Annotated in this window: 22 protein-coding genes and 1 pseudogene; 15 read left to right on the top strand and 8 right to left on the bottom strand. The window is 72.2% G+C overall.

Going from position 1 to position 26,851, the window contains the following annotated elements; all coding sequences use genetic code 11:
* The 7 genes and pseudogenes from ACFWIS_RS11505 to ACFWIS_RS11475 form a co-directional block, all read left to right on the top strand.
* A pseudogene (locus ACFWIS_RS11505) lies at window positions 1-345 on the top strand (crotonyl-CoA carboxylase/reductase); the annotation flags it as partial.
* Between the two features lie 10 nt (window positions 346-355).
* Window positions 356-2,386: a protein meaA gene (locus tag ACFWIS_RS11500; protein ID WP_380523827.1), complete on the top strand. Its 2,031-nt coding sequence runs from the start codon at window positions 356-358 to the stop codon at window positions 2,384-2,386.
* Window positions 2,387-2,429: 43 nt separating this feature from the next.
* Window positions 2,430-3,410: an HpcH/HpaI aldolase/citrate lyase family protein gene (locus ACFWIS_RS11495; protein WP_380463536.1), complete on the top strand. Its 981-nt coding sequence runs from the start codon at window positions 2,430-2,432 to the stop codon at window positions 3,408-3,410.
* 5 nt (window positions 3,411-3,415) lie between these two features.
* The gene (locus ACFWIS_RS11490) at window positions 3,416-3,919 is read left to right on the top strand and encodes a MaoC family dehydratase (RefSeq protein WP_380463538.1); all 504 of its coding nucleotides are present in this window, start codon (window positions 3,416-3,418) and stop codon (window positions 3,917-3,919) included.
* A 192-nt stretch (window positions 3,920-4,111) separates the two neighbouring features.
* A complete protein-coding gene (locus ACFWIS_RS11485) occupies window positions 4,112-5,314 on the top strand; it encodes an acyl-CoA dehydrogenase family protein (RefSeq protein ID WP_380463539.1) in 1,203 nt (400 codons plus the stop codon).
* Window positions 5,315-5,835: 521 nt separating this feature from the next.
* Window positions 5,836-6,528: a phosphatidylserine decarboxylase gene (locus ACFWIS_RS11480; RefSeq protein ID WP_380463540.1), complete on the top strand. Its 693-nt coding sequence runs from the start codon at window positions 5,836-5,838 to the stop codon at window positions 6,526-6,528.
* A complete protein-coding gene (locus ACFWIS_RS11475) occupies window positions 6,515-7,393 on the top strand; it encodes a CDP-alcohol phosphatidyltransferase family protein (RefSeq protein WP_380463542.1) in 879 nt (292 codons plus the stop codon). Before ACFWIS_RS11480 ends, ACFWIS_RS11475 begins: the two co-directional genes overlap by 14 nt.
* A gap of 70 nt (window positions 7,394-7,463) precedes the next feature.
* On the opposite strand, the gene ACFWIS_RS11470 is transcribed toward ACFWIS_RS11475, so the two are convergent.
* Together ACFWIS_RS11470 and ACFWIS_RS11465 are read right to left on the bottom strand one after the other, a co-directional pair.
* Window positions 7,464-8,789 (bottom strand): hypothetical protein, encoded by a 1,326-nt coding sequence (locus ACFWIS_RS11470; RefSeq protein WP_380463544.1) that lies wholly within the window; start codon window positions 8,787-8,789, stop codon window positions 7,464-7,466.
* A 593-nt stretch (window positions 8,790-9,382) separates the two neighbouring features.
* Entirely contained in the window at window positions 9,383-10,507 is a 1,125-nt protein-coding gene (locus ACFWIS_RS11465) for an alpha/beta hydrolase family protein (RefSeq protein WP_380463546.1), read from the bottom strand.
* Between the two features lie 489 nt (window positions 10,508-10,996).
* Here ACFWIS_RS11465 and ACFWIS_RS11460 point away from each other — a divergent pair, with 489 nt between their 5' ends.
* From ACFWIS_RS11460 to rny, 5 genes are all read left to right on the top strand, one after another.
* Window positions 10,997-11,191 (top strand): DUF3046 domain-containing protein, encoded by a 195-nt coding sequence (locus ACFWIS_RS11460; protein WP_350507756.1) that lies wholly within the window; start codon window positions 10,997-10,999, stop codon window positions 11,189-11,191.
* Between the two features lie 36 nt (window positions 11,192-11,227).
* The gene (locus ACFWIS_RS11455) at window positions 11,228-12,442 is read left to right on the top strand and encodes an AI-2E family transporter (RefSeq protein ID WP_380454851.1); all 1,215 of its coding nucleotides are present in this window, start codon (window positions 11,228-11,230) and stop codon (window positions 12,440-12,442) included.
* Between the two features lie 209 nt (window positions 12,443-12,651).
* The gene (gene recA, locus ACFWIS_RS11450) at window positions 12,652-13,767 is read left to right on the top strand and encodes a recombinase RecA (RefSeq protein ID WP_380454849.1); all 1,116 of its coding nucleotides are present in this window, start codon (window positions 12,652-12,654) and stop codon (window positions 13,765-13,767) included.
* A gap of 7 nt (window positions 13,768-13,774) precedes the next feature.
* Window positions 13,775-14,638: a regulatory protein RecX gene (locus ACFWIS_RS11445; RefSeq protein WP_380454847.1), complete on the top strand. Its 864-nt coding sequence runs from the start codon at window positions 13,775-13,777 to the stop codon at window positions 14,636-14,638.
* 138 nt (window positions 14,639-14,776) lie between these two features.
* Entirely contained in the window at window positions 14,777-16,246 is a 1,470-nt protein-coding gene (rny, locus tag ACFWIS_RS11440; protein WP_380454845.1) for a ribonuclease Y, read from the top strand.
* A 20-nt stretch (window positions 16,247-16,266) separates the two neighbouring features.
* Here the strand turns inward: rny and ACFWIS_RS11435 are convergent, their stop codons facing one another.
* The 5 genes from ACFWIS_RS11435 to ACFWIS_RS11415 form a co-directional block, all read right to left on the bottom strand.
* Window positions 16,267-18,000 carry an FAD-dependent monooxygenase gene (locus ACFWIS_RS11435; protein ID WP_380454843.1) on the bottom strand — a complete coding sequence of 578 codons (1,734 nt, stop codon included), beginning with the start codon at window positions 17,998-18,000 and terminating at the stop codon, window positions 16,267-16,269.
* Window positions 18,001-18,122: 122 nt separating this feature from the next.
* Window positions 18,123-18,971, bottom strand: a complete 849-nt coding sequence (locus ACFWIS_RS11430; RefSeq protein ID WP_380454841.1) for an amino acid ABC transporter permease — start codon at window positions 18,969-18,971, stop codon at window positions 18,123-18,125.
* A complete protein-coding gene (locus ACFWIS_RS11425; RefSeq protein WP_380454839.1) occupies window positions 18,968-19,618 on the bottom strand; it encodes an amino acid ABC transporter permease in 651 nt (216 codons plus the stop codon). Before ACFWIS_RS11425 ends, ACFWIS_RS11430 begins: the two co-directional genes overlap by 4 nt.
* Window positions 19,619-19,674: 56 nt before the next feature.
* Complete coding sequence (locus ACFWIS_RS11420) at window positions 19,675-20,580, bottom strand: glutamate ABC transporter substrate-binding protein (RefSeq protein ID WP_380454837.1); 906 nt, start codon at window positions 20,578-20,580, stop codon at window positions 19,675-19,677.
* Between the two features lie 119 nt (window positions 20,581-20,699).
* Window positions 20,700-21,473: an amino acid ABC transporter ATP-binding protein gene (locus tag ACFWIS_RS11415; RefSeq protein WP_380454835.1), complete on the bottom strand. Its 774-nt coding sequence runs from the start codon at window positions 21,471-21,473 to the stop codon at window positions 20,700-20,702.
* A 393-nt stretch (window positions 21,474-21,866) separates the two neighbouring features.
* On the opposite strand from ACFWIS_RS11415, the gene ACFWIS_RS11410 reads away from it, so the two are divergent.
* Complete coding sequence (locus tag ACFWIS_RS11410) at window positions 21,867-22,625, top strand: response regulator transcription factor (protein ID WP_380454833.1); 759 nt, start codon at window positions 21,867-21,869, stop codon at window positions 22,623-22,625.
* A 6-nt stretch (window positions 22,626-22,631) separates the two neighbouring features.
* Window positions 22,632-24,065, top strand: coding sequence for a sensor histidine kinase (locus ACFWIS_RS11405; RefSeq protein WP_380454831.1), 1,434 nt, complete (start codon window positions 22,632-22,634; stop codon window positions 24,063-24,065).
* Window positions 24,066-24,126: 61 nt separating this feature from the next.
* Here the strand turns inward: ACFWIS_RS11405 and ACFWIS_RS11400 are convergent, their stop codons facing one another.
* Complete coding sequence (locus ACFWIS_RS11400) at window positions 24,127-25,146, bottom strand: TAXI family TRAP transporter solute-binding subunit (protein ID WP_380454829.1); 1,020 nt, start codon at window positions 25,144-25,146, stop codon at window positions 24,127-24,129.
* A gap of 121 nt (window positions 25,147-25,267) precedes the next feature.
* Here ACFWIS_RS11400 and miaB point away from each other — a divergent pair, with 121 nt between their 5' ends.
* Complete coding sequence (gene miaB, locus ACFWIS_RS11395) at window positions 25,268-26,770, top strand: tRNA (N6-isopentenyl adenosine(37)-C2)-methylthiotransferase MiaB (protein WP_380454827.1); 1,503 nt, start codon at window positions 25,268-25,270, stop codon at window positions 26,768-26,770.
* Window positions 26,771-26,851 lie beyond the last annotated feature (81 nt).

Genomic DNA, 26,851 nt, shown 5'->3' with positions numbered 1-26,851 from the left:
AAGGGCGGCACCATCGTCACCTGCGCCTCCACCTCCGGCTACATGCACCAGTACGACAACCGCTACCTGTGGATGTCGCTCAAGCGGATCGTCGGCTCGCACTTCGCCAACTACCGCGAGGCCTACGAGGCCAACCGCCTGGTCGCCAAGGGCAGGATCCACCCGACCCTCTCCAAGGTCTACTCCCTGGAGGAGACCGGCCAGGCCGCCCTCGACGTGCACCACAACAAGCACCAGGGCAAGGTCGGCGTGCTCTGCCTGGCCCCCCGGGAGGGCCTCGGCGTCCAGAACGCCGAACTGCGCGAGAAGCACCTGCCCGCCATCAACCGCTTCCGCAACATCTGAGGCGCCTCCGATGACCGAGCCCCAGAAGCGCGACCGGCCCTGGCTGATGCGCACCTACGCCGGGCACTCCACCGCGAGCGACTCCAACGCGCTCTACCGGCGGAACCTGGCGAAGGGCCAGACCGGCCTGTCCGTCGCCTTCGACCTGCCGACCCAGACCGGCTACGACTCCGACCACATCCTCGCCCGCGGCGAGGTGGGCCGGGTCGGGGTCCCGGTCGGCCACGTCGGCGACATGCGCACCCTGTTCGACGGCATCCCGCTCGAACAGACCAACACCTCCATGACGATCAACGCCACCGCGATGTGGCTGCTGGCGCTCTACCAGGTGGTCGCCGAGGAGCAGGGCGCCGACATCGCCAAGCTCACCGGCACCACCCAGAACGACATCGTCAAGGAGTACCTGTCGCGCGGGACGCACGTCTTCCCGCCCGGCCCGTCGGTGCGCCTGATCACCGACATGATCGCCTACACGGTCGGCAACATCCCCAAGTGGAACCCGATCAACATCTGCAGCTACCACCTGCAGGAGGCCGGGGCCACGCCCGTCCAGGAGATCGCCTACGCGATGTGCACCGCCATCTCGGTGCTCGACGCCGTCCGCGACTCCGGGCAGGTCCCCGCCGAGCGGATGGGCGACGTGGTCGCCCGGATCTCCTTCTTCGTCAACGCCGGGGTGCGCTTCGTCGAGGAGATGTGCAAGATGCGCGCCTTCGCCCGGCTCTGGGAGAAGGTCACGCTGGAGCGCTACGGCGTCGCCGACCCCAAGCAGCGGCGCTTCCGCTACGGCGTCCAGGTCAACTCGCTCGGGCTGACCGAGGCGCAGCCGGAGAACAACGTCCAGCGGATCGTGCTGGAGATGCTGGCCGTCACCCTGTCCAAGGACGCCCGCGCCCGGGCCGTCCAACTCCCGACCTGGAACGAGGCGTTGGGCCTGCCCCGCCCCTGGGACCAGCAGTGGTCGCTGCGGATCCAGCAGGTGCTGGCCTACGAGTCGGACCTGCTGGAGTACGGCGACATCTTCAACGGCTCCGAGGTGATCGAGGCCAAGACCGCCGCGCTGCTGGCGGGCGCCGAGGCGGAGATCGCCAAGGTGCTGGAGATGGGCGGGGTGATTCCGGCCGTCGAGTCCGGCTACCTCAAGTCCAACCTGGTCGCCTCGCACGCCGCCCGCCGGGCCCGGATCGAGTCCGGCGAGGACAAGATCATCGGCGTCAACTGCTTCGACACCACCGAGCCCAGCCCGCTCACCGCCGACCTCGACACCGCGATCATGGTGGTCGACCCGGCGTCCGAGCAGTCCGTGCTCACCGCCCTGGAGGCCTGGCGCGGACAGCGCGACGAGGCCGCCGCCCAGGAGTCGCTGGCCGAGCTCAAGGCCGTCGCCGCCACCGGGGCCAACCTGATGCCGGCCACCCTCGCCTGCGCCCGGGCCGGGGTCACCACCGGCGAGTGGTCCTTCGCCCTGCGCGAGGTGTTCGGCGAGTACCGCGCCCCCACCGGCGTGGGCGGCGCGCCCGTCGCGGTCGCCGCCGAACCCGGCGGGGAACTGGAGCAGGTCCGCGCCGCCGTCGCCGCCACCGCCGAGGAGCTGGGCGCCGGCAAGCTGCGCCTGCTGGTCGGCAAGCCCGGCCTGGACGGGCACTCCAACGGTGCCGAGCAGATCGCCGTCCGGGCCCGCGACGCCGGGTTCGAGGTGGTCTACCAGGGCATCCGGCTGACCCCGGAGCAGATCGTCTCCGCCGCGGTGGCGGAGGACGTGCACTGCGTGGGCCTGTCGATCCTCTCCGGCGCGCACTCCGAGCTGGTGCCCGACGTCCTGAAGCGGCTGCGCCGCGCCGGGGTGGAGGATGTCCCGGTGATCGTGGGTGGCATCATCCCGGCAGCGGACGGCGAGGCCCTCAAGGCCGTCGGCGTCGCCGCCGTGTTCACCCCGAAGGACTTCGGCATCACCACCATCATCGGCCGGATCGTGGACGAGATCCGGCTGGCCAACCGGCTCCAGCCGTGGACGCCCGCACCGACCACGGCCACGAACTGACCAGCTGACCAGCTGACCACTGGGAAGGAACAGAACCACCCTCATGAGCAACGTCAACCGGCTTCGCCCCCGCCGCTCCTGCCTCGCCGTACCGGGCAGCAACCCGCGCTTCCTGGAGAAGGCCCAGGGCCTCCCGGCCGACCAGGTCTTCCTCGACCTCGAGGACGCCTGCGCCCCGCTGGTCAAGGAGAGCGCCCGCCACCACATCGTCGACGCGCTGAACAACGGCGACTGGGGCGACAAGACCCGCGTCGTGCGGGTCAACGACTGGACCACCCACTGGACCTACCGCGACGTGATCACCGTGGTCGAGGGCGCCGGCCCCAACCTCGACTGCATCATGCTGCCCAAGGTCCAGGACGCCGAGCAGGTCAAGGCGCTCGACCTACTGCTCACCCAGATCGAGAAGACCATGGGCTTCGAGGTCGGCAAGATCGGCATCGAGGCGCAGATCGAGAACGCCAAGGGCCTGATCAACGTCGACGCCATCGCCGAGGCCTCGCCCCGGCTGGAGACCATCATCTTCGGCCCCGCCGACTTCATGGCCTCGATCAACATGAAGTCCCTGGTGGTCGGCGAGCAGCCGCCCGGCTACAACGCCGACGCCTACCACTACATCCTGATGCGCATCCTGATGGCCGCCCGCGCCAACGACCTCCAGGCGATCGACGGCCCCTACCTGCAGATCCGCAACCCCGACGGCTACCGCGAGGTCGCCGGCCGCTCCGCCGCCCTCGGCTTCGACGGCAAGTGGGTGCTGCACCCGGACCAGGTCGCCATCGCCAACGAGGTCTACTCCCCCTCGCAGGAGGACTACGACCACGCCGAGCTGATCCTCGACGCCTACGACTACTGCACCTCCGAGGCGGGCGGCGCCAAGGGCTCCGCGATGCTGGGCGACGAGATGATCGACGAGGCCAGCCGCAAGATGGCCCTGGTCATCTCCGGCAAGGGCCGGGCCGCCGGCATGCAGCGCACCACCAAGTTCGAACTGCCCGGATCCGAGAAGAAGGCGGAGGCGTAAGGCTCATGCAATTCGGACGCACCTACGAGGAGTTCGAGGTCGGCGCGGTCTACAAGCACTGGCCCGGGAAGACCGTCACGGAATACGACGACCACCTCTTCTGCCTGCTCACCATGAACCACCACCCGCTCCACCTGGACACCAACTACGCGGAGAAGACGACCGACTTCGGCCGGAACGTCGTGGTGGGCAACTACGTCTACTCGCTGCTGCTCGGCATGTCCGTCCCGGACGTCTCCGGCAAGGCGATCGCCAACCTGGAGATCGAGTCGCTGCGCCACATCGCGCCGACCTTCCACGGCGACACCATCTACGGCGAGACGACCGTCCTGGACAAGTGGCCGTCCAAGTCCAAGGACGACCGCGGCATCGTCCACGTCGAGACCAAGGGGTACAAGCAGGACGGCACGGTCGTCTGCATCTTCCGCCGCAAGGTGATGGTGCCGACCGCGACGTACACCAAGGAGCGCGGCGGCGAGCAGCCCGGCCGCCCCGAGCCGCTCTCCTGAACCGCCCCTGAACGCTCCCCTTTCTATAGGGACCACCCCTATGGAAAGGGGAGCACCCCGAAAGACCCCGGACGGGGAGGCCGCCGTCATCGGCCGACCCCCACCCGGTCGGGGGCCCTGCTGCCGCAGCCACGCCGGCAGGGCCCCCGGAAATCCCCCCCCCCGCCCTTTCAGACATTCCGGAGCCGCACGATGGGACGCCTCGCACAGACCGACGGCCTCACCGAGATCCAGCGGGACATCCTCGCCACCGTGCGGGATTTCGTCGACAAGGAGATCATTCCGGTCGCGACCGAGCTGGAGCACAAGGACGAGTACCCGACCGCCATCGTCGAGGGCATGAAGCAGCTCGGGCTGTTCGGCCTCACCATCCCCGAGGAGTACGGGGGCCTGGGCGAGTCCCTGCTCACCTACGCCCTGGTGGTCGAGGAGATCGCCCGCGGCTGGATGTCCGTCTCCGGCATCGTCAACACCCACTTCATCGTGGCGCACATGATCAACGCCCACGGCACCCAGGAGCAGAAGGACTACTTCCTGCCGAAGATGGCCGCCGGCGAAATCCGCGGCGCCTTCTCGATGTCCGAGCCCGGCCTCGGCTCCGACGTTTCGGCCATCTCCACCAAGGGCGTCAAGGACGGGGACTTCTACGTCCTCAACGGCCAGAAGATGTGGCTCACCAACGGCGGCACCTCCACCCTGGTCGCGGTCCTGTGCAAGACCGACGAGGGCGGCAGCAGCCCGTACAAGAACATGACCACCTTCCTGATCGAGAAGACGGCGGGCTTCGGTCCGAACCCGACCGTCCCCGGCCTCACCGTGCCCGGGAAGATCGAGAAGATGGGCTACAAGGGCGTCGACACCACCGAGCTGGTGCTGCAGGACGTGCGGATCCCGGCCGACCGCGTCCTCGGCGGCGTCCCGGGCCGCGGCTTCTACCAGATGATGGACGGCGTCGAGGTCGGCCGGGTCAACGTCGCCGCCCGCGGCTGCGGCGTCGCCCGCCGCGCCTTCGAGCTCGGCATCTCCTACGCCCAGCAGCGCTCCACCTTCGGCAAGAAGATCGCCGAGCACCAGGCGATCCAGTTCAAGCTCGCCGAGATGGCCACCAAGGTCGAGGCCGCCCACCAGATGATGGTCATGGCCGCCCGCAAGAAGGACAGCGGCGAGCGCAACGACCTCGAGGCCGGCATGGCCAAGTACCTGGCCTCGGAGTACTGCAAGGAGGTCGTCGAGGACGCCTTCCGGATCCACGGCGGCTACGGCTTCTCCAAGGAGTACGAGATCGAGCGCCTCTACCGCGAGGCCCCGATGCTGCTCATCGGTGAAGGAACTGCGGAGATCCAGAAGATGATCGTCGGACGCCGGCTCCTGGAGGAATACCGGATCGCCGAGTGACCGGCCGGCCCCCGGCCCCGGCCCTGGGGATCCCCGAGTGATTGCGGGGCCGCCCCGATTGACGGGCGGCCCCCTCCGAACCGCCGGTCGACGGGCGTGCGGGCCCGTCCCGGCAGAGCGCCGTGCCACGTCACGGATCCGGCCTGGTCCGCCTGGGTCCGGCACGGCCTCCGGAAAGCGGCCGCAGGGCGTACAGCTGCAGCAACGCGCCCTGCGGCCGCTTCCGTGCACCTTCTTCCACCCCGTACGGCCCGTGTCCCCCGCCGGGTTCCGGCCGCCCCCCTGCTGAGACAAGAGTCACCAGCCTCGTCCGGTCCCTTGGGAACCGGAGCGGGGCGAGCTACGGTCGTAGAAGCGGGATGCGTACAGGCACTCCCACCGGACACATGAACGAGCAGGCGGGTTGCCCACCCACCGTGTGCTCCCGATAGCATCCACCGGGACAGCAAGCCGTCCCTCTATTACCGATCCCGCGGTGGCCCCCGTCCAGCGGCCATGATCCCCCGCGACAAAGGTTTTCGATGCCCATCAGCCCGTCCCCTCACACCTCCGTCACGGACCGCGATGCCCTCGCAGCCCCGACGGCCGGCCGGCGACCCCGCGTGACCATCGCGCGCGGAGCCACCCCCTGGTTCGTCCCCACCCTCGCCACGGCCGCCCTGACCACCGCCCTCACCCGGCGCAACGGCAAGTGGGCCCTGGCCGCGGTACCGGCCTGCGCGCTCGGCGCGGGCATGCTGTGGTTCTTCCGCGACCCCGAGCGTGAGATCGGCACCGGCAGAGTCATCTCCCCCGCCGACGGCGTGGTCCAGAGCATCGACGCCTGGCCGGACGGCCGCACCCGGGTCGCGATCTTCATGAGCCCGCTGAACGTCCACGTCAACCGCGCGCCCCTGCCGGGCACGGTGACGTCGGTCGAGCACGTCGCGGGCGGCTTCGTCCCGGCGTTCAACAAGGACAGCGACCAGAACGAGCGGGTCGTCTGGCACTTCGACACCGAACTCGGCGACATCGAGATGGTGCAGATCGCGGGGGCCGTGGCCCGTCGCATCGTGCCGTACGTGGCCGCCGGAACCAAGGTCGAGCAGGGCGACCGGATCGGCCTGATCCGGTTCGGCTCCCGGGTCGACACCTACCTGCCGGCCGGCGTCGAGGTCGGCGTCGAGGTCGGCCAGAAGACCACAGCCGGGGTGACACGCCTTGACCGTGACTGATCCTGAAACAATCGTCGGCCTGGACGACGAGGAGACGGCCCTGCGCCGCCGCCGCTGGGCGCGCGACCGCGAACTGCGGGCCCCGCGCTCTCCCCAACACCTGTCCACCGCCGACTTCCTGACCCTGGGGAACGCCGTCTGCGGCTTCCTGGCGATCTACTCGATCACCACCGGGGTCCTGGTCCCGCACATCACCAACCCGGACGCCGCTCCGGACCGGCACAGCGCCGCCACCGCGGTGACGCTGCTGCTGATCGGCTCGATGTGCGACCTCTTCGACGGACTGGTGGCGCGCAAGCTCCGCTCCTCCGCCCTCGGAGCGGAACTGGACAACCTGGCCGACCTGATCAGCTTCGGCATCGCGCCGGCCTACTTCGTCGCGGTCTGGGGCATGGTCTCCCAGGGCTCCAACACCAAGCTGTCGGCGCTGATCGCGCTGACCGTGCTGCTCGCGGTAGTGCTGCGGCTGGCCCGCTTCTCGGCCGTCAAGATGCGGCCCGGGGTGTTCCAGGGCATGCCCTGCCCGATGGGCGCGATGACGGTCATCGCCATCGTGCTGCTCGACCCGCCGTTCCTGCCCGGTCTGCTCGCCATCTTCGGCGCCGCGTACCTCATGGTCAGCCGGATCGAGTACCCCAAGCCGCAGGGGCTGCTGGCCACCGCCACGCTCTGCTGGGTCGTGGTGGCGATCGGCTGCCTGGCCGCCTGGGCGACCGGGCTGCCCGGTGGCGACACCCTGATGCACGTGGGCGCGTTCGCCCAGATCACGCTCGCCGCGATGGCGCCGCTGCTGGTCATCCGACGCAAGGTCGGGCAGAAGGTCGGCGACGTCCGCGCCCGGCGGGCGGAGTCGCGGCTCGGCTGAGGTCTCGCTGTACGAGAAGGGCCCGGAACCTGGTGGTTCCGGGCCCTTCCTCGTTTGGCTGGGGTGGGGGCTATGCGCCGCCGGTATGGACGCTGAAGGCCGAACGGCGGGCCGCCCGGGCCACGCCCGGGTCCGGGTGTACGCCGGAGACCGCCGTCAGCACCGAGGCCGCCCGCGGGTGCCCGGACTGCCGGGCCCGGGCGAACAGCCGCACCGGGTCGCCCGCCGAGGCGCCCTCCACATGACCCACCAGCAGCTCCGTCTCACCGTGGTCCAGCACCGCGGCCGCGGTGTCCACCCACAGCCAGGCCGCGTCCTCGGCACCCAGCACGTCCGCCGGGGAGACCCCCTCGTCGGCACGCTCGGCCAGCCACAGCAGCGCGTACGGGCGCAGCACCGGCGCGTCCACCGCCGCCCGCACCGCCTGCTCGGCCGGCCCGCCGGCCACCCGCAGTGCCTCGAAGGCCAGCCCGCGCACCAGCGCGTCGTCGCCCTGGGCCGCGTCCAGCAGCTCGGCCACCGCGCGGTCCGCCGGGCGGGCCGCCACCCAGGCCCGGAACTCCGCCCGGGCCGGGCCCGGCGAGTAGTCCGCGCAGGCGTTCAGCAGCTCGAAGGCGCTCTGCTCGATGTGCCCGGCCGCGGTCTGCGCGACCGTGCAGATCTCCTCCAGCTTCGCCCGCACCGCCCAGTGGCCCAGCGGGGACAGCTCGGCTGCGTCATCGCGGCGCAGCACGGCGCCCACCGCTGCCAGGCCGTCCAGCATCCAGTCCAGCACGGCGGCCACGTCGGAGGGCGCGGCCGGGGTGTCGATCTGCGGCGCGCGGCAGGTGCCGCGCACGGCGGAGACCGCCGAGGCGGCGTGCGGCACGGGCGACAGGCCAGGGCCGCCGAGGGCGGCGCCGACCCGGCGCTCGTCCAGACCGCGGCGCAGCAGCTCCAGCAGCTCGCTCTCGGCCACCGGGCCGTCCACCAGGTGCAGGAAGGACAGCAGCTGCGGGGCCTGGTCCACGGCCTGGCCGGCCAGGACGGCGAACACCCCGCGCAGCGCGGCGGGCGGCACCGGGGCGAGCAGCGTCCAGGCGTCGAACAGCCCGGACCAGCCGCGCACCACGGCCTCGTCGTCGTGCTCCCAGGCGTGCAGGCGCCACCCGGGGCCGGCTCCGCCGTCCCGGGCCTCCACCAGGCCCACCAGCAGCGCCTGGCCCCATGCCTTGGCCGCCGCGCCGACCGTCATGGCCAGCGCGCGGCCGGCCGCCCGGGCGTCGTCCGGGAGCAGCTCGCCGCGCTTGTCGACCTCCGCCAGCTCCCCGGCCCAACGGGCGATCCGGACGGCGTCCACCAGCATCCGACGGGCCAGCGGCGCCAGCTCGGCCGGCGCGGGGAAACCCTCGGGCACCGGGACCCGGCCCCGGCCGGGCGCCGGCGCGGGCCCTCGTCGCCGGGGTACACCGGCCCCGCCCGGCCTGCCACCGGATGGCCGGTGGGCCGTACCGGGGAGACGGGTCACCGTCGCACCGGTACCGATCGTCGGCGGGAGCGGGGCATCACGGTCGCGCGGGTTCCGAGACGTCACGTCCAGCAGTCTTCCCCTTGCATGGGCCTTCTGTCACATCCGGTTGTCCGTACGCCCGCGCGACCGGGGACGGCACCTCCGCAAGATCGGGCAACAGCGGCAAACCGCCTGGCCGGAAACGGGTGGCGGGGGCATGTCAGGCTGGCGGCGGGGGGTCGCGCTGCCCGTCCGGACGGTCACTTTCCGTGGTTTCTCGGGGTTTCGCGGGGCACCTGAGACGGAGGCGGCGGGGTGGCCGGGGTGGCTCGCGATGGAAGCGGAGGGCTGGGATCCGGCCAGTCGGCGACGGGGGGAGGGCACGTGGCGGAGCACTGGAAGTCGGACTGGCCGACTTCTGGTGCGGGTGGGTTGGTGCGGGTGGGTTGGTGCGGGTGGGTTGGTGCGGGCGGGTTGTGGTGCGGCGGGTGACGGCTTGGTCAGAGCAGCGGGGTGAGCCAGCGCCGGAGGAGTTCGGTGTAGTGGTCCGGGGCCGAGTTCCAGAGCGCGGCGTGCTCGGCCCCGGGGAAGCGCTGGAGGTTCACCACGTCGTGACGGGCCGCGGCCAGGCGCTCCACCTTCTCGAAGGGCGCGATCCGGTCGTCGGGGCTGTGCAGGACCAGGGTCGGCACCCGTAGGTCCGCGCCCTCGGCGAGGCGGGAGAAGTCAGCCAGGTCGACGCCGGTGCGGCCCTCCGCGGCCAGCGCGCCCAGCTCGGCTGCGACCCCGGTGAAACCGGCCCGGACGGCGTCCCGGCGGGCGGCGGCCGGCAGGTCCAGGACCGGCGAGTCGAGGACGATCCCGCTGATCGCGTGCGCCCAGGCGGAGCGGGCCGCCGTCTGCAGCACCGTGGTGGCGCCCATCGACCAGCCGTAGAGGATCACCCGGCCCGCGCCGTTGTCCAGCGCCAGCCGCACCGCCGCCTCGACGTCCCGCCACTCGGTCTCGCCGAAGTGGCTGTAGCCGTCCGGGGAGGCCGGGGCGCCCTCGTCGCCGCGGTAGGTGACCGCCAGCGCGGGCAGGCCCAGACGGTGCAGGACCGGCAGCACCGGGAGGGTCTGCCGGCGGTCGGCCTCCGGGCCGTGCACCAGGATCACCCAGGTGCCGCGCTTGCCGTCCAGCCACCAGGCGGGCAGCGCGCCCAACTCGCCGTCGGCGGCGGTCTCGGTGAAGGCCAGGCCGAACGCGGCGGTGGGATCGCCCAGGTACACGCGCGGGGTGAAGCGGACCTCCGTACCGGGCGTCAGGGTGCCCCGGTCGGCCCGGACCAGCCGACGGGTGACCCCCTGCTCGTCCCGGTGCAGGACCTCCTCGACCACCGCGTGGCCGCCGCCCTCCCACTCGACCGCCCAGCGGCCGGGGCGCAGGCTCTCCGGACGGCGGCTGAAGGTGACCCGGCCGGCGGCCAGGCTCTGCACCAGCACGGGCCCGGCGTCCGGCCCGACGACGGCGGGGCCGGGCCGCGGCCCCGGACGGACCATCCGCTCGGAGGCGCGGCGGCCGACCACCAGGACGGCGGCCCCCGCGGCGGCGGCCGCCACGATGGCTGCGGTTCCCCAACGCATTTCGTTCCCCGCTCTTTTGCACGGGTCCGCTGCGCGGACCGGACGGTGTTCGAGGAACAGTCCATCGGGGGGGTGGGGGGCTGGCCACTGGGCTGGGCTGTCTGGGGGACGGAGGCCGCTGCGCGGGGCTGTTGTCGGGGGGTGGGCTTTCGGGAGGGTGGGTGACGCCGGGGGCGGTTCCGGGGGTGGGCGCTCCGGGGGCTGGATGATTTTCGGACCGCCGACCCTGTGGGCAATTGGCTGGGCGCCGTTGGCGGTCTGAAAATCACCCGTCACGCCCCTCTCCGCACCCACCCCCTCCACCGCCCCCTCCCGCAGCGCGTCCCTCTCGCCTGGGGCGGATGGGAGGGGGGAGGTGGTGTGGGTGGGTGTGTGGGTGGGTGTGTGGGTGGGTGGGTGGGTGGGTGCGGGGCGTGGGGGGTGTTGTCGGCGTGTGGGGTGTTGCCTGCGTGCCCGTTGGGGGTGTGGGGGGGCCGGGATACTGGGGGCATGAGGCTGACGGAGTTCTGGCGACGGATGTACGCGCACTTCGGGGAGGGGTACGCGGAGTCGTTCGCGTCCGATCACGTGATGAGTGAGTTGGGTGGGCGGACGGTGCGCCAGGCGTTGGAGGCGGGCTGGGAGGCCAAGGACGTCTGGCGGGTGGTCTGTGAGACCCAGGGGGTTTCCGCGCAGTTGCGGTGAGCGCCTGTCGCGGGGGTGGTGGGACAGACTGTCCGGGTGACTACGAGCGGAGAGCAGAAGGACCCGGACGTGGGGCGGGAGCGGACGCGGACGGGGGGCGGGGTGTTGTGGGGCGGGATGCCGCCCTGGTTGCCGCGGGCGATGGTGCTGTTCCTGGTGCTGGTGGGGCTGTTCCAGCTGGCGGACTGGGCCTTCCGGCAGTTGATCGACCTGTTCGTGATGCTGCTGGTGGCCTTCTTCCTCTCGTTGGCGCTGGAGCCGGCCGTGGACCGGATGGCGGCGCGCGGGGTGCGGCGGGGGGTGGGGACCTTCCTGGTGTTCGTCGCGGTCGGGGTCGCGGTGGTGGGGTTCCTGGCGGCGCTCGGCACGTTGTTGGTGGATCAGGTGGCGAAGATCGCCGGGGACCTGCCGCACCTGGTCGACAATCTGATCGGCTGGGTCAACCGGACCTTCCATCAGGACCTTTCGCTGGGTGAGCTGCAGAAGCGGCTGCTGAAGGACTCCGGGACGCTCGAGGGGTACGCCCAGCAGGCCGCGGACAACGTGTGGGGCGTGTCGTCCACGCTGATCGGGGGGCTGTTCCAGACCTTCACGGTCGGGCTGTTCACCTTCTACTTCACCGCCGAGGGCCCGCGGGTGCGCCGGACGGTGTGTTCGCTGCTGCCGCCCGCCAAGCAGGGCGAGGTGCTGCGGGCCTGGGAGATCGCGTTGGCCAAGACCGGCGGCTACCTGTACTCGCGGGCGGTGCTGGCGGTGGTGTCGGCGGCCGGGCACTGGGTGATGTTCGCGCTGATCGACCTGCCGTACTCGGCCGCGCTGGCGGTCTGGGTCGGCGTCATGTCGCAGTTCGTGCCGACCATCGGGACGTACCTGGCGGGTGCGCTGCCGGTGCTGGTGGCGCTCACCCTGGAGCCGGTGGACGCGCTGTGGGTGCTGGTCTTCACGGTGGTCTACCAGCAGGTCGAGAACTACGTGCTGCACCCGAGGATCACCGCCCGGACGGTCGACGTGCACCCGGCGGTGGCCTTCGGCGCGGTGATCGCGGGCGCGGCGCTGCTGGGTGCGGTGGGCGCGCTGATCGCGATTCCGGCGGCGGCGACCCTGCAGGGCTTCGTCGGGACGTACGTGCGGCGGTACGAGGTGGCCACCGACCCGCGGATCGACCGGGGCGAGCAGCGGCGGGCCCGCCGGGAGCTGCGCCGGGAGGCGGCGCGGCGGCTGCGCCGGATGGTCGGCGGCGAGGGGGAGTGACGGGCGGCGCGGGGCGGGTGGTGGGGTGGATCCACTGCCCGCCCCGCGGCGTGTTCGGGAGCTGCGGGGCTTGAATCGAACAGATGTTCTTTTGTACTCTCCGGCGTGGAGTTTTCCACAGGGCGAGCCGGGTGGGGCTCGTTTGTCAGTGGGACGCGCTAGCGTCGAGGACGATGAAGCGCACAGCACAGAACCCGAGGGAAAAAGCCATGGCAGGTACGGACAAGGAGAAGGCCCTCGAGGCCGCGCTCGCCCAGATCGAGCGACAGTTCGGCAAGGGCTCGGTGATGCGCCTCGGCGAGAAGGCGAACGAGCCGATCGAGGTGATCTCCACCGGGTCGACCGCCCTCGATGTCGCCCTCGGGGTCGGCGGCATCCCGCGCGGCCGGGTGGTCGAGATCTACGGCCCCGAGTCCTCCGGTAAGACCACTCTGACCCTGCACCTCGCCGCCAACGCCCAGAAGGCCGGCGGCAGGGTCGCCTTCGTCGACGCGGAGCACGCGCTCGACCCGGAGTACGCCAAGAAGCTCGGCGTGGACACCGACGAGCTGCTGGTCAGCCAGCCGGACACCGGTGAGCAGGCGCTGGAGATCACCGACATGCTGATCCGCTCCGGCGCGGTCGACCTGGTGATCATCGACTCGGTCGCGGCGCTCGTGCCGCGCGCCGAGATCGAGGGTGAGATGGGTGACTCGCACGTCGGTCTGCAGGCCCGGCTGATGAGCCAGGCGCTGCGCAAGATCGCCGGTGCGCTGAACCAGTCGAACACCACCGCGATCTTCATCAACCAGCTGCGCGAGAAGATCGGTGTGATGTTCGGCTCGCCGGAGACCACGACCGGTGGCCGGGCGCTGAAGTTCTACGCCTCGGTCCGTCTGGACATCCGCCGGATCGAGACCCTGAAGGACGGTACCGAGGCGGTCGGCAACCGCACCCGGGTCAAGGTCGTCAAGAACAAGGTCGCCGCGCCGTTCAAGCAGGCCGAGTTCGACATCCTGTACGGCATCGGCATCAGCCGCGAGGGCGGCCTGATCGACATGGGCGTCGAGCACGGCTTCATCCGCAAGTCCGGCGCCTGGTACACCTACGAGGGCGACCAGCTCGGCCAGGGCAAGGAGAACGCCCGCAACTTCCTGCGGGACAACCCGCAGCTCGCCGACGAGATCGAGCGGAAGATCAAGGGCAAGCTCGGTATCGGCCCCAAGGCCGAGGAGACGGCCGAGGGCGAGCCGGAGGCCGCTGCCGAAGACGGTGCCGCCAAGCCGATCACCGCGACCGCCGCCAAGACGGCCGCGGCGAAGAAGACGGCGGCTGCCAAGGCCTGAGCCGTTGATGCAGCACGAGATGGTGGGCGGTGGCCCGGAGGACGACGACTACGGGCCGCCGGACTGGTTCGCCGCGGTGGCGGAGGAGCCCGAGCCCGAGTCGGAGCCGGGGCCGGTCGGGGAGCAGGTGGCGGGGGCCTCGATCGAGGCGCTCGGGCTGGTCTCCGCCTCCGAGCTGCCCATCGGGCGCCGTCGTCGCCGTTCGGCGTTGGTGGGTGGGGAGCCGGGCGCTGAGGACGGGGCCGGGGCGGCCGGGCACGGGGGTGTGGCCGCCCCGCCCGCCCGTCCGCGCCGCAGCCGGCGGGGTGGGCGTTCCGGCGAGGGGCCGCCGGAAGAGAAGGCCCCCGGCACGCGGAAGCGGGCCGAGGAGGAGGCGGATCCGGAGAGCCGCGCCCGCGACATCTGTCTGCGGCTGCTGACCGGCGCTGCCAAGAGCCGCAAGCAGCTCGCCGACGCCCTGCGGAAGCGGGAGATCCCGGAGGACGTCGCCGAGGGGGTACTCAGCCGGTTGGAAGAGGTCGGGCTGATCGACGACGCGGCCTTCGCGGCGGCCTGGGTGGAGTCCCGGCACGCCGTCCGGGGCTTGTCCCGGCGGGCGCTGGCGCAGGAGCTGCGGACCAAGGGCGTGACCGCCGAGCTGGTCGAGCAGGCCCTCGTCCAGGTCGACCACGACGACGAGACCGAAGCGGCCCGAGCGCTGGTGGAGCGCAAGCTGCGGTCCACCCGGGGGCTGGATCCGCAGGTCCGCACCCGGCGGCTGGTCGGCATGCTGGCCCGGCGCGGCTACTCCGAGGGCCTCGCCTTCCGGGTGGTGCGCGGTGTGCTGGAGGAGGAGGCGGCCGGAGAGCCGCCGGCGAACGAGTGGGAGTAGTGGAGGGAGTGGCGGTTCGGCGTGTTTCTTGGTCTGAACCAGGCCGAGTCTTGACCCTTTCGTGACCCCGACCTAGCCTCGCACTCAGTGCGGGCCGCTTCCGGACGGCGCCCAGCGCAAGGACGGGGAGTGGGGCGCATGGGGATCTCGGCGGGTACCGGTCCGGGTGTCGCTCTGGTGCCGATCGTCGGGTCGGCCGTCGCCGTCCTGGTGGTGCTCGCACTGCTCGCCGTGCTGACGTTCCGGCGGTTGCGGACCGCGCAGCGGCAGGCCCTGGCCGAGGCCGAGCAGGCCCGCCGGTCGGCCGAGGAACAGAGCAGTCGGCAGCGGGCCGAACTGGCCCGGCGCGAGGAGACTCTGGCCGAGGAGCTGCGCAGGCTGCGCCAGCGGGAGGACGAACTGGCCGAGCGCTCGGCGGAGTTGGCGCGATCCCGGGGCGAGGTCGAGGCGCTGGCGGCCCGGCGGGCGGCGGCGCTGGAGCGCGCCGCGGGGCTCTCCGCCGAGCAGGCGCACGCCCAACTCCTGCGCGAGGCTGAGGAGTCGGCCCGGCGGGAGGCGGTCGTCACGGTCCGGGAGATCGAGCGCGGAGCCAAGGAGGAGGGGGAGCGCCGGGCCCGGGAGATCCTGGCCGGGGCGATCCAGCGGCTGGCCTCGGAACAGACCGCGGAGACCGCCGTCACCGTCTTCCGGTTGCCGGGCGAGGAGATGAAGGGCCGGATCATCGGCCGGGAGGGCCGCAACATCCGGGCCTTCGAGGCCGTCACCGGCGTCAACCTGATCGTCGACGACACCCCCGCCTCGGTGCAGCTCTCCTGCTTCGACCCGGTCCGCCGGGAGGCCGCTCGGCTCACCCTGGAGCAGCTGGTCGAGGACGGCCGGATCCAGCCGAGCCGGATCGAGCACGTCCACGAGCGCAGCCGGGTGGAGGTCGAGCAGCGCTGCGTCCGGGCCGGCGAGGACGCCCTGCTGGACGCCCGGATCGGCGGGATGCACCCCGAACTGGTCCGCACTCTGGGCTCCTTGCGCTACCGCGCCTCGTACGGGCAGAACGTGCTCGGGCACCTGCTGGAGTCCGCGCACCTGGCCGGGATGATGGCCGCCGAGCTCGGGGTGGACCCGGAGCCGGTGCGCCGGGCGGCGCTGCTGCACGACATCGGCAAGGCGCTCACCCACGAGGCGGAGGGCAGCCACGCGGCGGTCGGCGCGGAGTTCGCCCGGCGGCACGGGGAGTCGCCCGAGGTGGTGCACGCGATCGCCGCCCACCACGGCGAGGTGGAGCCCCGTACCGTGACGGCCGTGCTGACCCAGGCCGCGGACGCCTGCTCGGGCGGGAGGCCGGGCGCGCGCAAGGAGTCGCTGGAGCTGTACGTGCGGCGGCTGGCGCGGCTGGAGGAGATCGCCCGTTCACACAGCGGGGTCGCCGAGGTGTACGCGATGCAGGCCGGGCGCGAGGTGCGGGTGATGGTGCGGCCGGACGCCGTGGACGACCTCGGGGCGGAGCTGATCGCCCGTGAGGTGGCCCGGCAGGTCTCGGCGGAGCTGACCTACCCGGGCCAGATCCGGGTGACGGTGGTCCGGGAGAGCCGGGCCACGGCGGTGGCGAGTTAGGGTCCGTCGCCGGACGGTCCCTAGGCCTGGCTCGCCGAGTCGACCTGCTGGGGTTCGGGTTCCGGGGCCGCCTCGGGCCCGGGTTCGGCCGGGCCGGTGAGCGGGGCCGGGCCGCCGCGGGCGCGGTCGGCGAGGACCAGGAGGTCCTCGGCGGCGGCGCCCTGGGTGACGCCGACCAGGTGCCCGTCCGGCCGGATCAGCAGCACGGTGTGCGGCCCTGCGCCCGGGTACTCCTCGGTGACCAGCACCTCGGCCGGTACCGGCAGCGCGGCCGCCACCTCGCCGAGCCGGGGCATCAGTCCGGCGCCCAGCCAGTGCTCGGCGGACCACACGGCGGTGCCGGGGGCGACCAGCAGCAGCAGGAAGGTGGCGCCGAGCCGGGCGTGCAGGTGGTCCGGGGTGCCGTCGGAGGTGAGCACCGGCAGGTCCGGGACGAGCACCCCGGGGGCGGTCGCGGGCAGCAGTTCGCTGAGCGAGGTGGCGCCGCGCGCGCCGCGCTGGACCGGCACCCGGCCGGGGACGCCGGAGGGCGCCGCCGGGTAGGCGGGCGCCCCGCCGAAGCGGCCGGTACCGAGCTGCCCGTCGGCGAGCAGCGGGGCGTGCTTGCGGAAGCCGCCGACCAGCAGTGAGCGACGGGTCTGCTGCCAGCCGCGCAGCGGGCGCAGCAGCGGCATGGACTGGTCGACGGCGCGCAGCCGGGCGCCGACCGCGCCGCGCCGCTCGGCCTCGTAGCCGTCCAGCAGCGAGCCGCCGGGCTGGGGGCCGCCGGAGTGGAGGTGCCAGGCGAGGGAGAGCCGCCAGGCGAGGTTGTCGGCGTCGCGCAGCCCGTCGGCGAGGTTCTGCATGCCGAGGGCGCCGTGCAGGTGGGCGGCGTCGCCGGCCAGGAAGCAGCGGCCGCTGCGGAAGCGGGCGGCGAGGCGCTGCTGGGCGGTGTGGTCGGCGGCGGCGAGCAGTTCGTAGCGGGGGAGTTCGCCGCACCAGCCGGTGAGGGTGGCGGTGACCCGGGTGAGCAGGGTGTCGCCGGTGACGATGCCGGGCCAGGTGGCGTGCGGGTCGACCTGTTCGGCGGGGTCGGGCCGGCCGGGGGGCAGCCGCCAGTCGAGCCGCCAGACGCCGTCCGGGAGCGGACGGGCGGAGGCCTCGCGGTCGCCGCGCCAGGGGGGCTCGCGGTGCAGCCGGGCGCCGTCGAAGGGGAGGTCGACCCGGACGGTGGCGATGGCGTTGCGGTCGACGGCGGGGCGGCCGGGGAAGCGGATCTTCAGCAGCTTGCGGACCGTGGACCGGGCGCCGTCGCAGCCGACCAGGTGGCTGCCGCGCCACCAGGTGGTGGAGCCGTCCTGGGTGCCGTGGGTGCGGACGCTGACCCCGTCGCGGTCCTGTTCGAGCTCGACGACCCGGTGCAGCGGGACCAGCCGGACCAGCGGGGTGCCGGTCAGGGCGTCCCGCAGGCCGCGCTGGAGGCGGTGCTGGGGGAGGTGGAAGGTCGGGGAGTCGGTGAGGTCGATCCGCAGCACCTCCTGGCGGCGCCGCCAGACGGCGAAGGAGTCCCACAGCGCCGAGTCGGAGACGGCCCGGGAGTAGCCGATCCGGGTCAGGAAGGCGGTGGAGTCGGCGCCGAGGACGACGCTGCGGGGCCCCTCCGGGCAGAGCCCGGAGCCCTCGTCCAGGACGACGGTCGGCACCTCGTGCCGGGCCAGCGCGAGGGCCAGGGCCAGACCGACCGGTCCGGCCCCGACCACGATCACCGGATCCATGCGCGGACCTCCGGGCACGAACCGGCCCATGGGCCGGCGTCAGGTACCGCTGGCGCATATGCCGCGTGGATGCTCCCGGGAGGTGTCACGAAGAGCAATGCAACAGTTCGCCTGGGTGTCCGTCAAGCAGCAGGTGAAGTGCGCCGGTTCGCGCCGCGACGACCGCGTGCTTCGATCCACCGCGCGAGCGCGGTCAGCAGGAGGCACAGGGCGATGTAGATGGGCGCGATCACCAGGACCACGGGGATGTAGGGGAAGCCCGCGGCGTTCATCGGCTGGCTGGCGATCTTCTTGCCCATGAACAGCAGCTCGTTGTACGTGATGACGAAGCCCAGCGAGGTGTCCTTGAGGGTGACCACCAGCTGGCCGATCATCGTCGGCAGCATCGAGCGGACGGCCTGCGGCACCAGGATGCCGGACATCACCTGGGTCTTGCGCATCCCGAGGGCGTACGCCGCCTCGCCCTGGCCGCGCGGGACGGCGTTGACGCCGCTGCGGATGATCTCGGCCTGGACGGCGCCGTTGTAGAGGGTGAGGCCGAGCACCAGCGCCCACATCGGGTCCTTGGCGAAGAACGCGTAGTAGAGCGCGACGATCAGGATCAGCAGCGGCATCGCCCGGAAGAACTGGACGACCGAGGTGCAGATCCAGCGGACCGGCCGGTGGTCGGACAGCTGCCCGGCGGCCAGCAGCGCACCCAGGGTGAGCGAGAAGGCCGCGGCCAGGCCGAAGGCCTTCAGGGTGGCCAGTAGGCCGTCCACGATCATCTGCTGGACGAAGGTGTACTGGAACGGGTCCCACAGGTCGGCGTCGAACTGGCCGTTGTCGGCGAGCGCGGAGACGACGTACCAGAGCAGGCCCGCGATGCCGATCAGCGAGAGGACGCCGAAGAGGCGGTAGCGGGCGCGGGCCCGGGGGCCGGGGGTGTCGTAGAGGACACTGGCCGAGGCCTGGCGCTGGAAGAAACTCATCGGGCCACCGCCAGTCGGGATTCCAGGAAGCGGAAGAACGAGGCGACCGTCGCGCTGATCAGCAGGTAGGCGCAGGCCACCCAGAAGAAGATCGAGAAGATCGAGTAGCCGCGCTCGGAGAAGGTCTGCTGGGAGCTGTACAGCTCGCTGACGCTGAACGCGCCGGCGATCGCCGAGTTCCTCGGCAGCGCGATGAACACGCTGCTCATCGGGGCCAGCACGGTACGGGTGGCCTGCGGCAGGACGACCAGGGTGAGGGTCTGGAAGAAGTTCATGCCGAGGCTGCGGGCCGCCTCCGCCTGGCCGAGCGGCACGGTGTTGATGCCGGAGCGGATCACCTCGCAGACGAACGAGGCGGTGTACCCGCCGAGCGCCAGCACCGCGAAGGCGAGGTGGCTGAAGTGCACGCCGAGCGGCGGCAGGCCGAAGGTGACGGCGAAGAACAGCAGGGTCAGCGGGGTGTTGCGGAACAGCGTCACCCAGGTGGTGCCGAAGGCGCGCAGGACCGGCACCGGGGAGACCCGGAAGGCCGCCAGCAGGGTGCCCAGCAGCAGGGCGAGCAGGGCGCTGAGCGCGCTCAGCTCGATCGTCTGCAGGAAGCCGTCGCGGAACAACGCGAAGTTGTCCTGCTCGAACAGGAACCCCATCCGGCGGCCCTCCTCTCACAGATGGTCAGAACGGGTGGTCGGGTACGGCGGCCGGATCAGTAGCGGTCGAGGGTCGGGATCGCCGGGGCGGCCGAGCCGGACGCGCCCAGGGTCGCGTCGTAGGCCTTCTTCCAGTCGCCGTTGTCCTCGTGGGCCTTGAGGGCGTCGCTGATCGCGTCGCGCAGCGCCTTGTCGTCCTTGTTGAGGCCGACGCCGTAGTTCTCCTTGGTGAACGGCTTGCCGACCACCTTGAGCTTGGGGGAGTACTTGGAGGCGTAGCCCTTGAGGATCGCGTCGTCGGTGGTGACCGCGTCGACCTCGCCGGACATCAGCTTCTCGACGCAGGCCGAGTAGGTGTCGAACTGGGTGATCTTCGGGTTGTACTGCTGGATGTTCTTGATCGAGGTCGAGCCGGTGGCGGTGCAGATGTTCTTGCCGCTGACGCTCTCCGGGCCGGTGATCGAGGTGTTGTCGCTCTTCACCAGGAAGTCCTGGCCGGCGATGTAGTACGGGCCGGCGAAGGAGACCGTCTTCTTGCGCTCGTCGTTGATGCTGTAGGTGCCGACGTAGAAGTCGATCTGGCCCTTGGCGATGGCCGGCTCGCGCTGCGAGGAGACCAGGGTCTGCCACTTGATCTGCTGCGGGGTGAAGCCGAGGTCGGCGGCGACCATCTTGGCGATCTCGATGTCGAAGCCGCTGCGGTCGCCGCTGGCGACGTCCTCCCAGCCGAGGTTCGGCTGGTCGGCCTTGGCGCCGATGATCAGCTGGCCGCGCTTCTTGGCCTCGGCGATGACCGGGGAGTCGACCTTGACGTCGGTCTTGACCGTGTAGGTCGGCAGCGCCGGGGCGTTGCTGGCGCTCGCCGCGTTGGAGGAGGCGGGCGTGCCGTCCTTGCCGCAGGCGGCGGTGGCGGTGAGCGCGACGGCACAGAGGGCCACGGCGAGGGTGCGGGAAGTCCTCATGAGGGTTGTTCTCCTGGGGCTGGGCCGCGGCGTCAACCGGGCTCTGGCGTCTGGAAGTCGTGCACGGGCGGGGCCGGTCGGCGCCGTTGCCGGCCGCGGCCCCGCGTGGTCTCGAAGGGTCAGTGGTGGAGGATCTTCGAGAGGAAGTCCTTGGCGCGGTCGGAGCGCGGCGCCGTGAAGAAGGCGTCCGGGGTGTTCTGCTCGACGATCTTCCCGTCGGCCATGAACAGCACCCGGTTGGCGGCGGAGCGGGCGAAGCCCATCTCGTGGGTGACCACGACCATCGTCATGCCGTCGGCGGCCAGTTGGCGCATGACCTCCAGCACCTCGTTGACCATCTCGGGGTCGAGGGCCGAGGTCGGCTCGTCGAAGAGCATCACCTTCGGCTTCATCGCCAGCGCCCGGGCGATCGCCACGCGCTGCTGCTGGCCGCCGGAGAGCTGGGCCGGGTACTTGTCCGCCTGCGCCCCGACGCCGACCCGCTCCAGCAGTTCGCGGGCGGTCTTCACGGCGTGCGAGCGGATCACCTTGCGCACCTTGACCTGGGCGAGAACGACGTTCTCCAGCACGGTCTTGTGCGCGAACAGGTTGAAGCTCTGGAACACCATGCCGACCTCGGCGCGCAGCTTGGCCAGCTCCCGGCCCTCGGCGGGCAGCGGGCGGCCGGACAGCGTGATCGTGCCGGAGTCGATGGACTCCAGCCGGTTGATCGTGCGGCAGAGCGTGGACTTGCCCGACCCGGACGGGCCGATCAGCACCACGACCTCGCCCTGGCTGATCTCCAGGTCGATGTCCTGCAGCACGTGCAGCGCGCCGTAGTGCTTGTTGACCTTGTTCAGCACGACCAGCGGGGCGGCTGCGGGGGTGGAGTCCTCGACCGGCTTCTCGGACATCGCGCCTTGCTCCCTTTTGTGTCGAACTGAGATGGTTCCTGCCTGCCGGAGGAGTCCCAACTCCCTTGGGCGGCAAAGGTGGTACGTATCCGGGAGCCGCGACCGGCGGAGCCGCAGCCCCCGGTGGGCCGACCATAGGAGCGCTGACGGTGCCCCGTCAGCCGATCTGAGCGGAACTTGAGGATCACGAAACGGCCACGCGATCCGTACGTACTGTTCGCGAGTGTGTCGACGGGGCATGTCACAGCGGGAATCCGCACCGGTGCCGGGCGTCCCCCACGAGCCCGGTGCGCGGTCGAACCTGGCGCCCGGCCGCCCGCTGGCCCATACTGCGCAGGACCGGGCCCCGCGCGAACTGGCCCGGTGATCACGTGGGGGAAGGAGGAGAACAGGATGCGACTGCTGCTCGTCGAGGACGACGAACGCGTCGCCGCGGCCCTGGTCGCGGTGCTCGGCCGGCACGGCTTCCAGGTGCGGCACGCCCGCAGCGGGCACGAGGCGCTGGACGCCCTGGTGCCGGACGGCAACGAGCCGTACCGCGTCGTGCTGCTCGACCTCGGGCTGCCCGACCGCGACGGCTTCGAGGTCTGCAGTCGGATCCGGGCCGGCAGCGGGGTGCCGGTCATCATGGTGACCGCGCGCGCCGACATCCGCTCCCGGATCCACGGCCTCAACCTGGGCGCCGACGACTACGTCACCAAGCCGTACGACATGGGCGAGCTGCTCGCCCGCATCCACGCGGTCGCCCGCCGCGGCGCCCAGCCGTCCTCGGTGGCGCTGCCCGCGCCCGACGCCGTACCGCAGCAGCGCGGCCCGCTGGAGTCCCGGGGCATCCGGATCGACCGGGAGCGCCGCCGGGTCAGCGTGGACGGCCGCGATGTGCCGCTCACCCGCAAGGAGTTCGACCTGCTGGCGCTGCTCGCCCAGAGCCCCGGCGTGGTCTACCGCCGCGAGCAGATCTTCAGCGAGGTCTGGCGCAGCGGCTGGGAGGGCAACGGCCGCACCCTGGAGGTGCACATCGGCTCGCTGCGCAACAAGCTCGCGCTGCCGGGCCTGGTCGAGGCCGTGCGCGGCGTCGGCTACCGGCTGATCCCCGACTCCCCGTCCGCCCCCGCGGCCGACCAGGCCCCGTCCGCCCCCGCGGAGCACTGACCGCACGTGCGCACCCGCCTGCTCGGCATCCTGATCGCCCTCATGCTCTGCGTCCTGGCCGCCCTGGGGCTGCCGCTCGCGGCGGCGTTCGCGGCGGCCGAGCAGAGCCGGGTGGTGGTCGACCGGCTCGACGACGCCGCCCGTTTCGCCCAGGACCTGCCCACCTCGGGCGCCGCCGCCCTGGACTCCGCCCGCAAGGCCGACCCGGAGCCCGCCCCGGGCGACCTCAGCCGGCGGCACGCGATCGACGCCGAGGTCCAGCGCTACTACGACCTGTACGGCGTGCGGCTGGGCATCTTCCAGCGCGACGGCATGCCGATCGCGGTGGCGCCGCACGACTGGCGGGTGCCCGCCGTCGGCTGGGGTGCCCAGGCCTTCCAGGAGGCGCTCGACGGGCGGCGCAGCCACAACCCGCCGCAGGTCTGGCCGTGGACCGAGGACCGGACGATCACCGTCGCCGCCCCGGTGGTGCGCGACGGCGACGTGGTCGCGGTGGTGCTCAGCGAGTCCCCGACCGGGGCGCTGCGGGCCCGGGTGCTGCACAAGTGGCTGGTGCTGGCCGGCGGCGAGGCGGCCGCGATGGCCGTCGCCGTGCTGCTGGCCGTCCGGCTCACCGAGTGGGTGCTGCGTCCGGTGCGCACCCTGGACCGGGCCACCCACGACATCGCCACCGGGCAGATGTCCGCGCGGGTCGCCCCCGGCGGCGGACCGCCCGAACTCCAGCGGCTGGCACGGTCGTTCAACGAGATGGCGGACCACGTGGTGCACGCCATGGACCAGCAGAAAGCCTTCGTCGCGGACGCCTCGCACCAGCTGCGCAACCCGCTCTCGGCGCTGCTCCTGCGGGTCGAGGTGCTCGGCCTGGAGCTGCCCGAGGGCCACGAGGAGGAGGTCAGCGGCGTCCGGGAGGAGGGCATCCGGCTGGCCCGGGTGCTGGACGACCTGCTCGGCCTGGCCACCGCCGAGCACGCCCGCCCGGAACCCGAGCAGACCGACCTCGCCCAGCTGACCCTCGCCCGGGTGGACGGCTGGCGGTCGGTGGCCGAGCAGCGCGGGATCGAACTGCGCTGGGACGGTCCGGCGCTGGCGATCGGCATGGCGGACCCGATCGGCTTCGGCTCCGCGCTGGACGCCGTCCTGGACAACGCGCTCAAGTTCGGCCCGGCCGGCAGCCAGGTGCGGCTGCGGGTAGCGGTACGCCGGGACGAGGTCGCGGTGACCGTCAGCGACGCCGGGCCGGGGCTGACCGAGGACGAGCTGTCCCGGGCCGGGGACCGGTTCTGGCGTAGCGCGCGGCACCAGAACGTGGACGGCTCCGGGCTGGGCCTGTCGATCGCCCGCACCCTGCTGACGGCCGGCGGCGGCTCGCTCGGCTTCGCCCCGGTCAAGCCGACCGGGCTGGCGGTGACCCTGGCGGTGCCGAGGCCGGAGCGGCCGTAGCAGCCGGAGCGGCCTCAGCAGCCCTGGCCGCCCTGGCAGGGCGCCTCAGGGCTTCACCGAGTCAGGGCTTCACCGAGCGGTAGTAGCGCGCCGCGCCCTCGTGCAGCGGGAGCGGGTCGGTGTAGACGGCGGTGCGCAGGTCGACCAGCTGGGCGGCGTGCACCTGGGCGCCGATCTGGTCCCGGCTGTCGATCACCGCTCGGGTCATGCCCTCGACCAGGCCCGGGTCCACGTCGTCCCGGGTGACCAGCAGGTTGGGGACGGCCATGGTGGCCACGGCGTCTTTGGGCTCGGCGTTCGGGTAGGTGCCCTTGGGCATGGTGGCCGCCCGGTAGGAGTCCACGCCGCCGCCCTCCGCCTTGTGCAGCGCCTCTGAGAGGTCGGCCAGCGGGACGATCCGGATCCGCATGTGGTCGGAGAGGTCGGTGAGCGCGCTGGTCGGCAGGCCGCCGGACCAGAAGAAGGCGTCTATCCTGCCCTCGCGCAGCTCGTCGGAGCCGTCGCTGACGCCGCCCGGCACCGGCGTTATGTCGTGGTCCGGGTCCAGGCCGGCCGCGGTCAGCAGCCGCCTGGTCACCAGGTTCACCCCGGACTGCGGCAGGCCGACGCCGACCCGGAGGCCCTTGAGGTCGGCGGTGCGGCGCACCGTGGAATCCGCCGGGACGATCAGCTGCAGGTAGTCGTCGTACAGCCGGGCGATCGCCCGCAGCCGGTCCTTGCCGGGCCCCTGGTATTCGGCGACCGCGTCGGCGGTGGCGATGGCGAAGGTGTCCTGCCCGCTGATCACCCGGGCGAGGTTGTCCACCGAGCCCTCGGAGCTGTCCAGGGCCAGCCGCACCCCCGGCATGGTCCGCGAGACGTGGCCCTGCAGCAGCTGCCCGTACCGGTCGTAGACCCCGCGCGGGACACCGGTCGCGAAGCGGGTCTCCCCGCGCGGGTACCCCGGCGAGCGGGCCGCCGACAGCCACCAGCCGCCCAGTCCGGCGACCAGCAGCACCAGCACCAGCACCGTCCGCCACAACGGGCTGCGGGCCGCGCGGCGGACGGCGGCGCCGAGACGTGACGGATCGGTGGGGGTCATATGCAGGGATACTGCCAGGCGCTCCCGCCGAACGGGAGGGGAACGGCGGGTGGAAAGCTCCGGAGCCGCCGTGACGTAGATCCGGGAAATGGCGGCTCGCGGCTGCCCGTACCCTGGTCTGGTGAGCGGTGAGAGCGGATTGAAGAGCTACAAGGTCGTCACGCACGGCTGTCAGATGAACGTCCACGACTCCGAGCGGCTGTCCGGCCTGCTGGAGGACGCGGGGTACGTCAAGGCCGGGCCCGAGGGCGACCCGGACCTGGTCGTGTTCAACACCTGTGCGGTGCGCGAGAACGCCGACAACAAGCTGTACGGCAACCTCGGGCAGCTCGCGCCGGTCAAGAGCCGCCACCAGGGCATGCAGATCGCCGTCGGCGGCTGCCTGGCCCAGAAGGACCGCGAGTCCATCGTCAAGCGCGCTCCGTGGGTCGACGTGGTGTTCGGCACCCACAACATCGGGCACCTGCCGGCGCTGCTGGAGCGGGCCGCGGTCGAGCGCAGGGCCCAGGTCGAGATCCTGGAGTCGTTGGAGACCTTCCCCTCCACGCTGCCCACCCGCCGGGAGTCCGCGTACGCGGCCTGGGTCGCCATCTCGGTCGGCTGCAACAACACCTGCACCTTCTGCATCGTCCCCGCGCTGCGCGGCAAGGAGGAGGACCGCCGCCCCGGCGACGTCCTCGCCGAGATCGAGGCGCTGGTGGACGAGGGCGTCATCGAGGTGACCCTGCTCGGCCAGAACGTCAACGCCTACGGCTCCGACCTGGGCGACCGCGAGGCCTTCTCCAAGCTGCTGCGCGCGGCCGGGCAGATCGAGGGCCTGGAGCGGATCCGCTTCACCTCGCCGCACCCGCGGGACTTCACCGACGACGTGATCGCCGCGATGGCCGAGACCCCGAGCGTGATGCACCAGCTGCACATGCCGCTGCAGTCCGGCTCGGACCGCGTCCTCAAGGCGATGCGCCGCTCCTACCGGCAGGACCGGTTCCTCGGGATCATCCGCAAGGTCCGCGAGGCGATGCCGGACGCGGCCATCTCGACCGACATCATCGTGGGCTTCCCCGGCGAGACCGAGGAGGACTTCGAGGAGACGATGCACGTCGTCCGCGAGGCCCGCTTCACCAACGCCTTCACCTTCCAGTACTCCAAGCGCCCCGGCACCCCCGCCGCGGACATGGCGGACCAGGTGCCCAAGGAGGTCGTCCAGGCCCGCTACGACCGGCTGATCGCCCTCCAGGAGGAGATCTCCTGGGACGAGAACAAGAAGCAGGTCGGCCGCACCCTGGAGATCCTGGTCGCCGAGGGCGAGGGCAAGAAGGACGACAGGACCCAGCGCCTCTCCGGCCGCGCCCCCGACAACCGGCTGGTGCACTTCACCAAGCCCGAGGAGCCGGTGCGCCCGGGCGACGTGGTGACCGTCGAGATCACCTACGCCGCCCCGCACCACCTGCTGGCCGAGGGCCCCACCCTCGCGGTGCGGCGTACCCGGGCCGGCGACGCCTGGGAGAAGCGCCAGGCCAAGCCGGCCGACAAGCCGGCGGGCGTCATGCTCGGCCTGCCCGGCATCGGCGCCCCGGCGCAGCTGCCGCTGGCCGCCCCGGCGGGCGGCGCCTGCTGCGGCGACTGACCGGCGGGCGGCGACTGACTCGCGTGCCGTGACAGCGGCCCGGCCGGAGCTCCGGCCGGGCCGTTCGGCTTCCCGGCTAGA

It is taken from the genome of Kitasatospora sp. NPDC127060 (assembly GCF_042724935.1).
Classification (GTDB): Bacteria; Actinomycetota; Actinomycetes; order Streptomycetales; family Streptomycetaceae; genus Kitasatospora.
The sequence above is the reverse complement of the archived record's forward strand: the minus strand, read 5'-3'. Positions and strand labels throughout refer to the sequence as shown.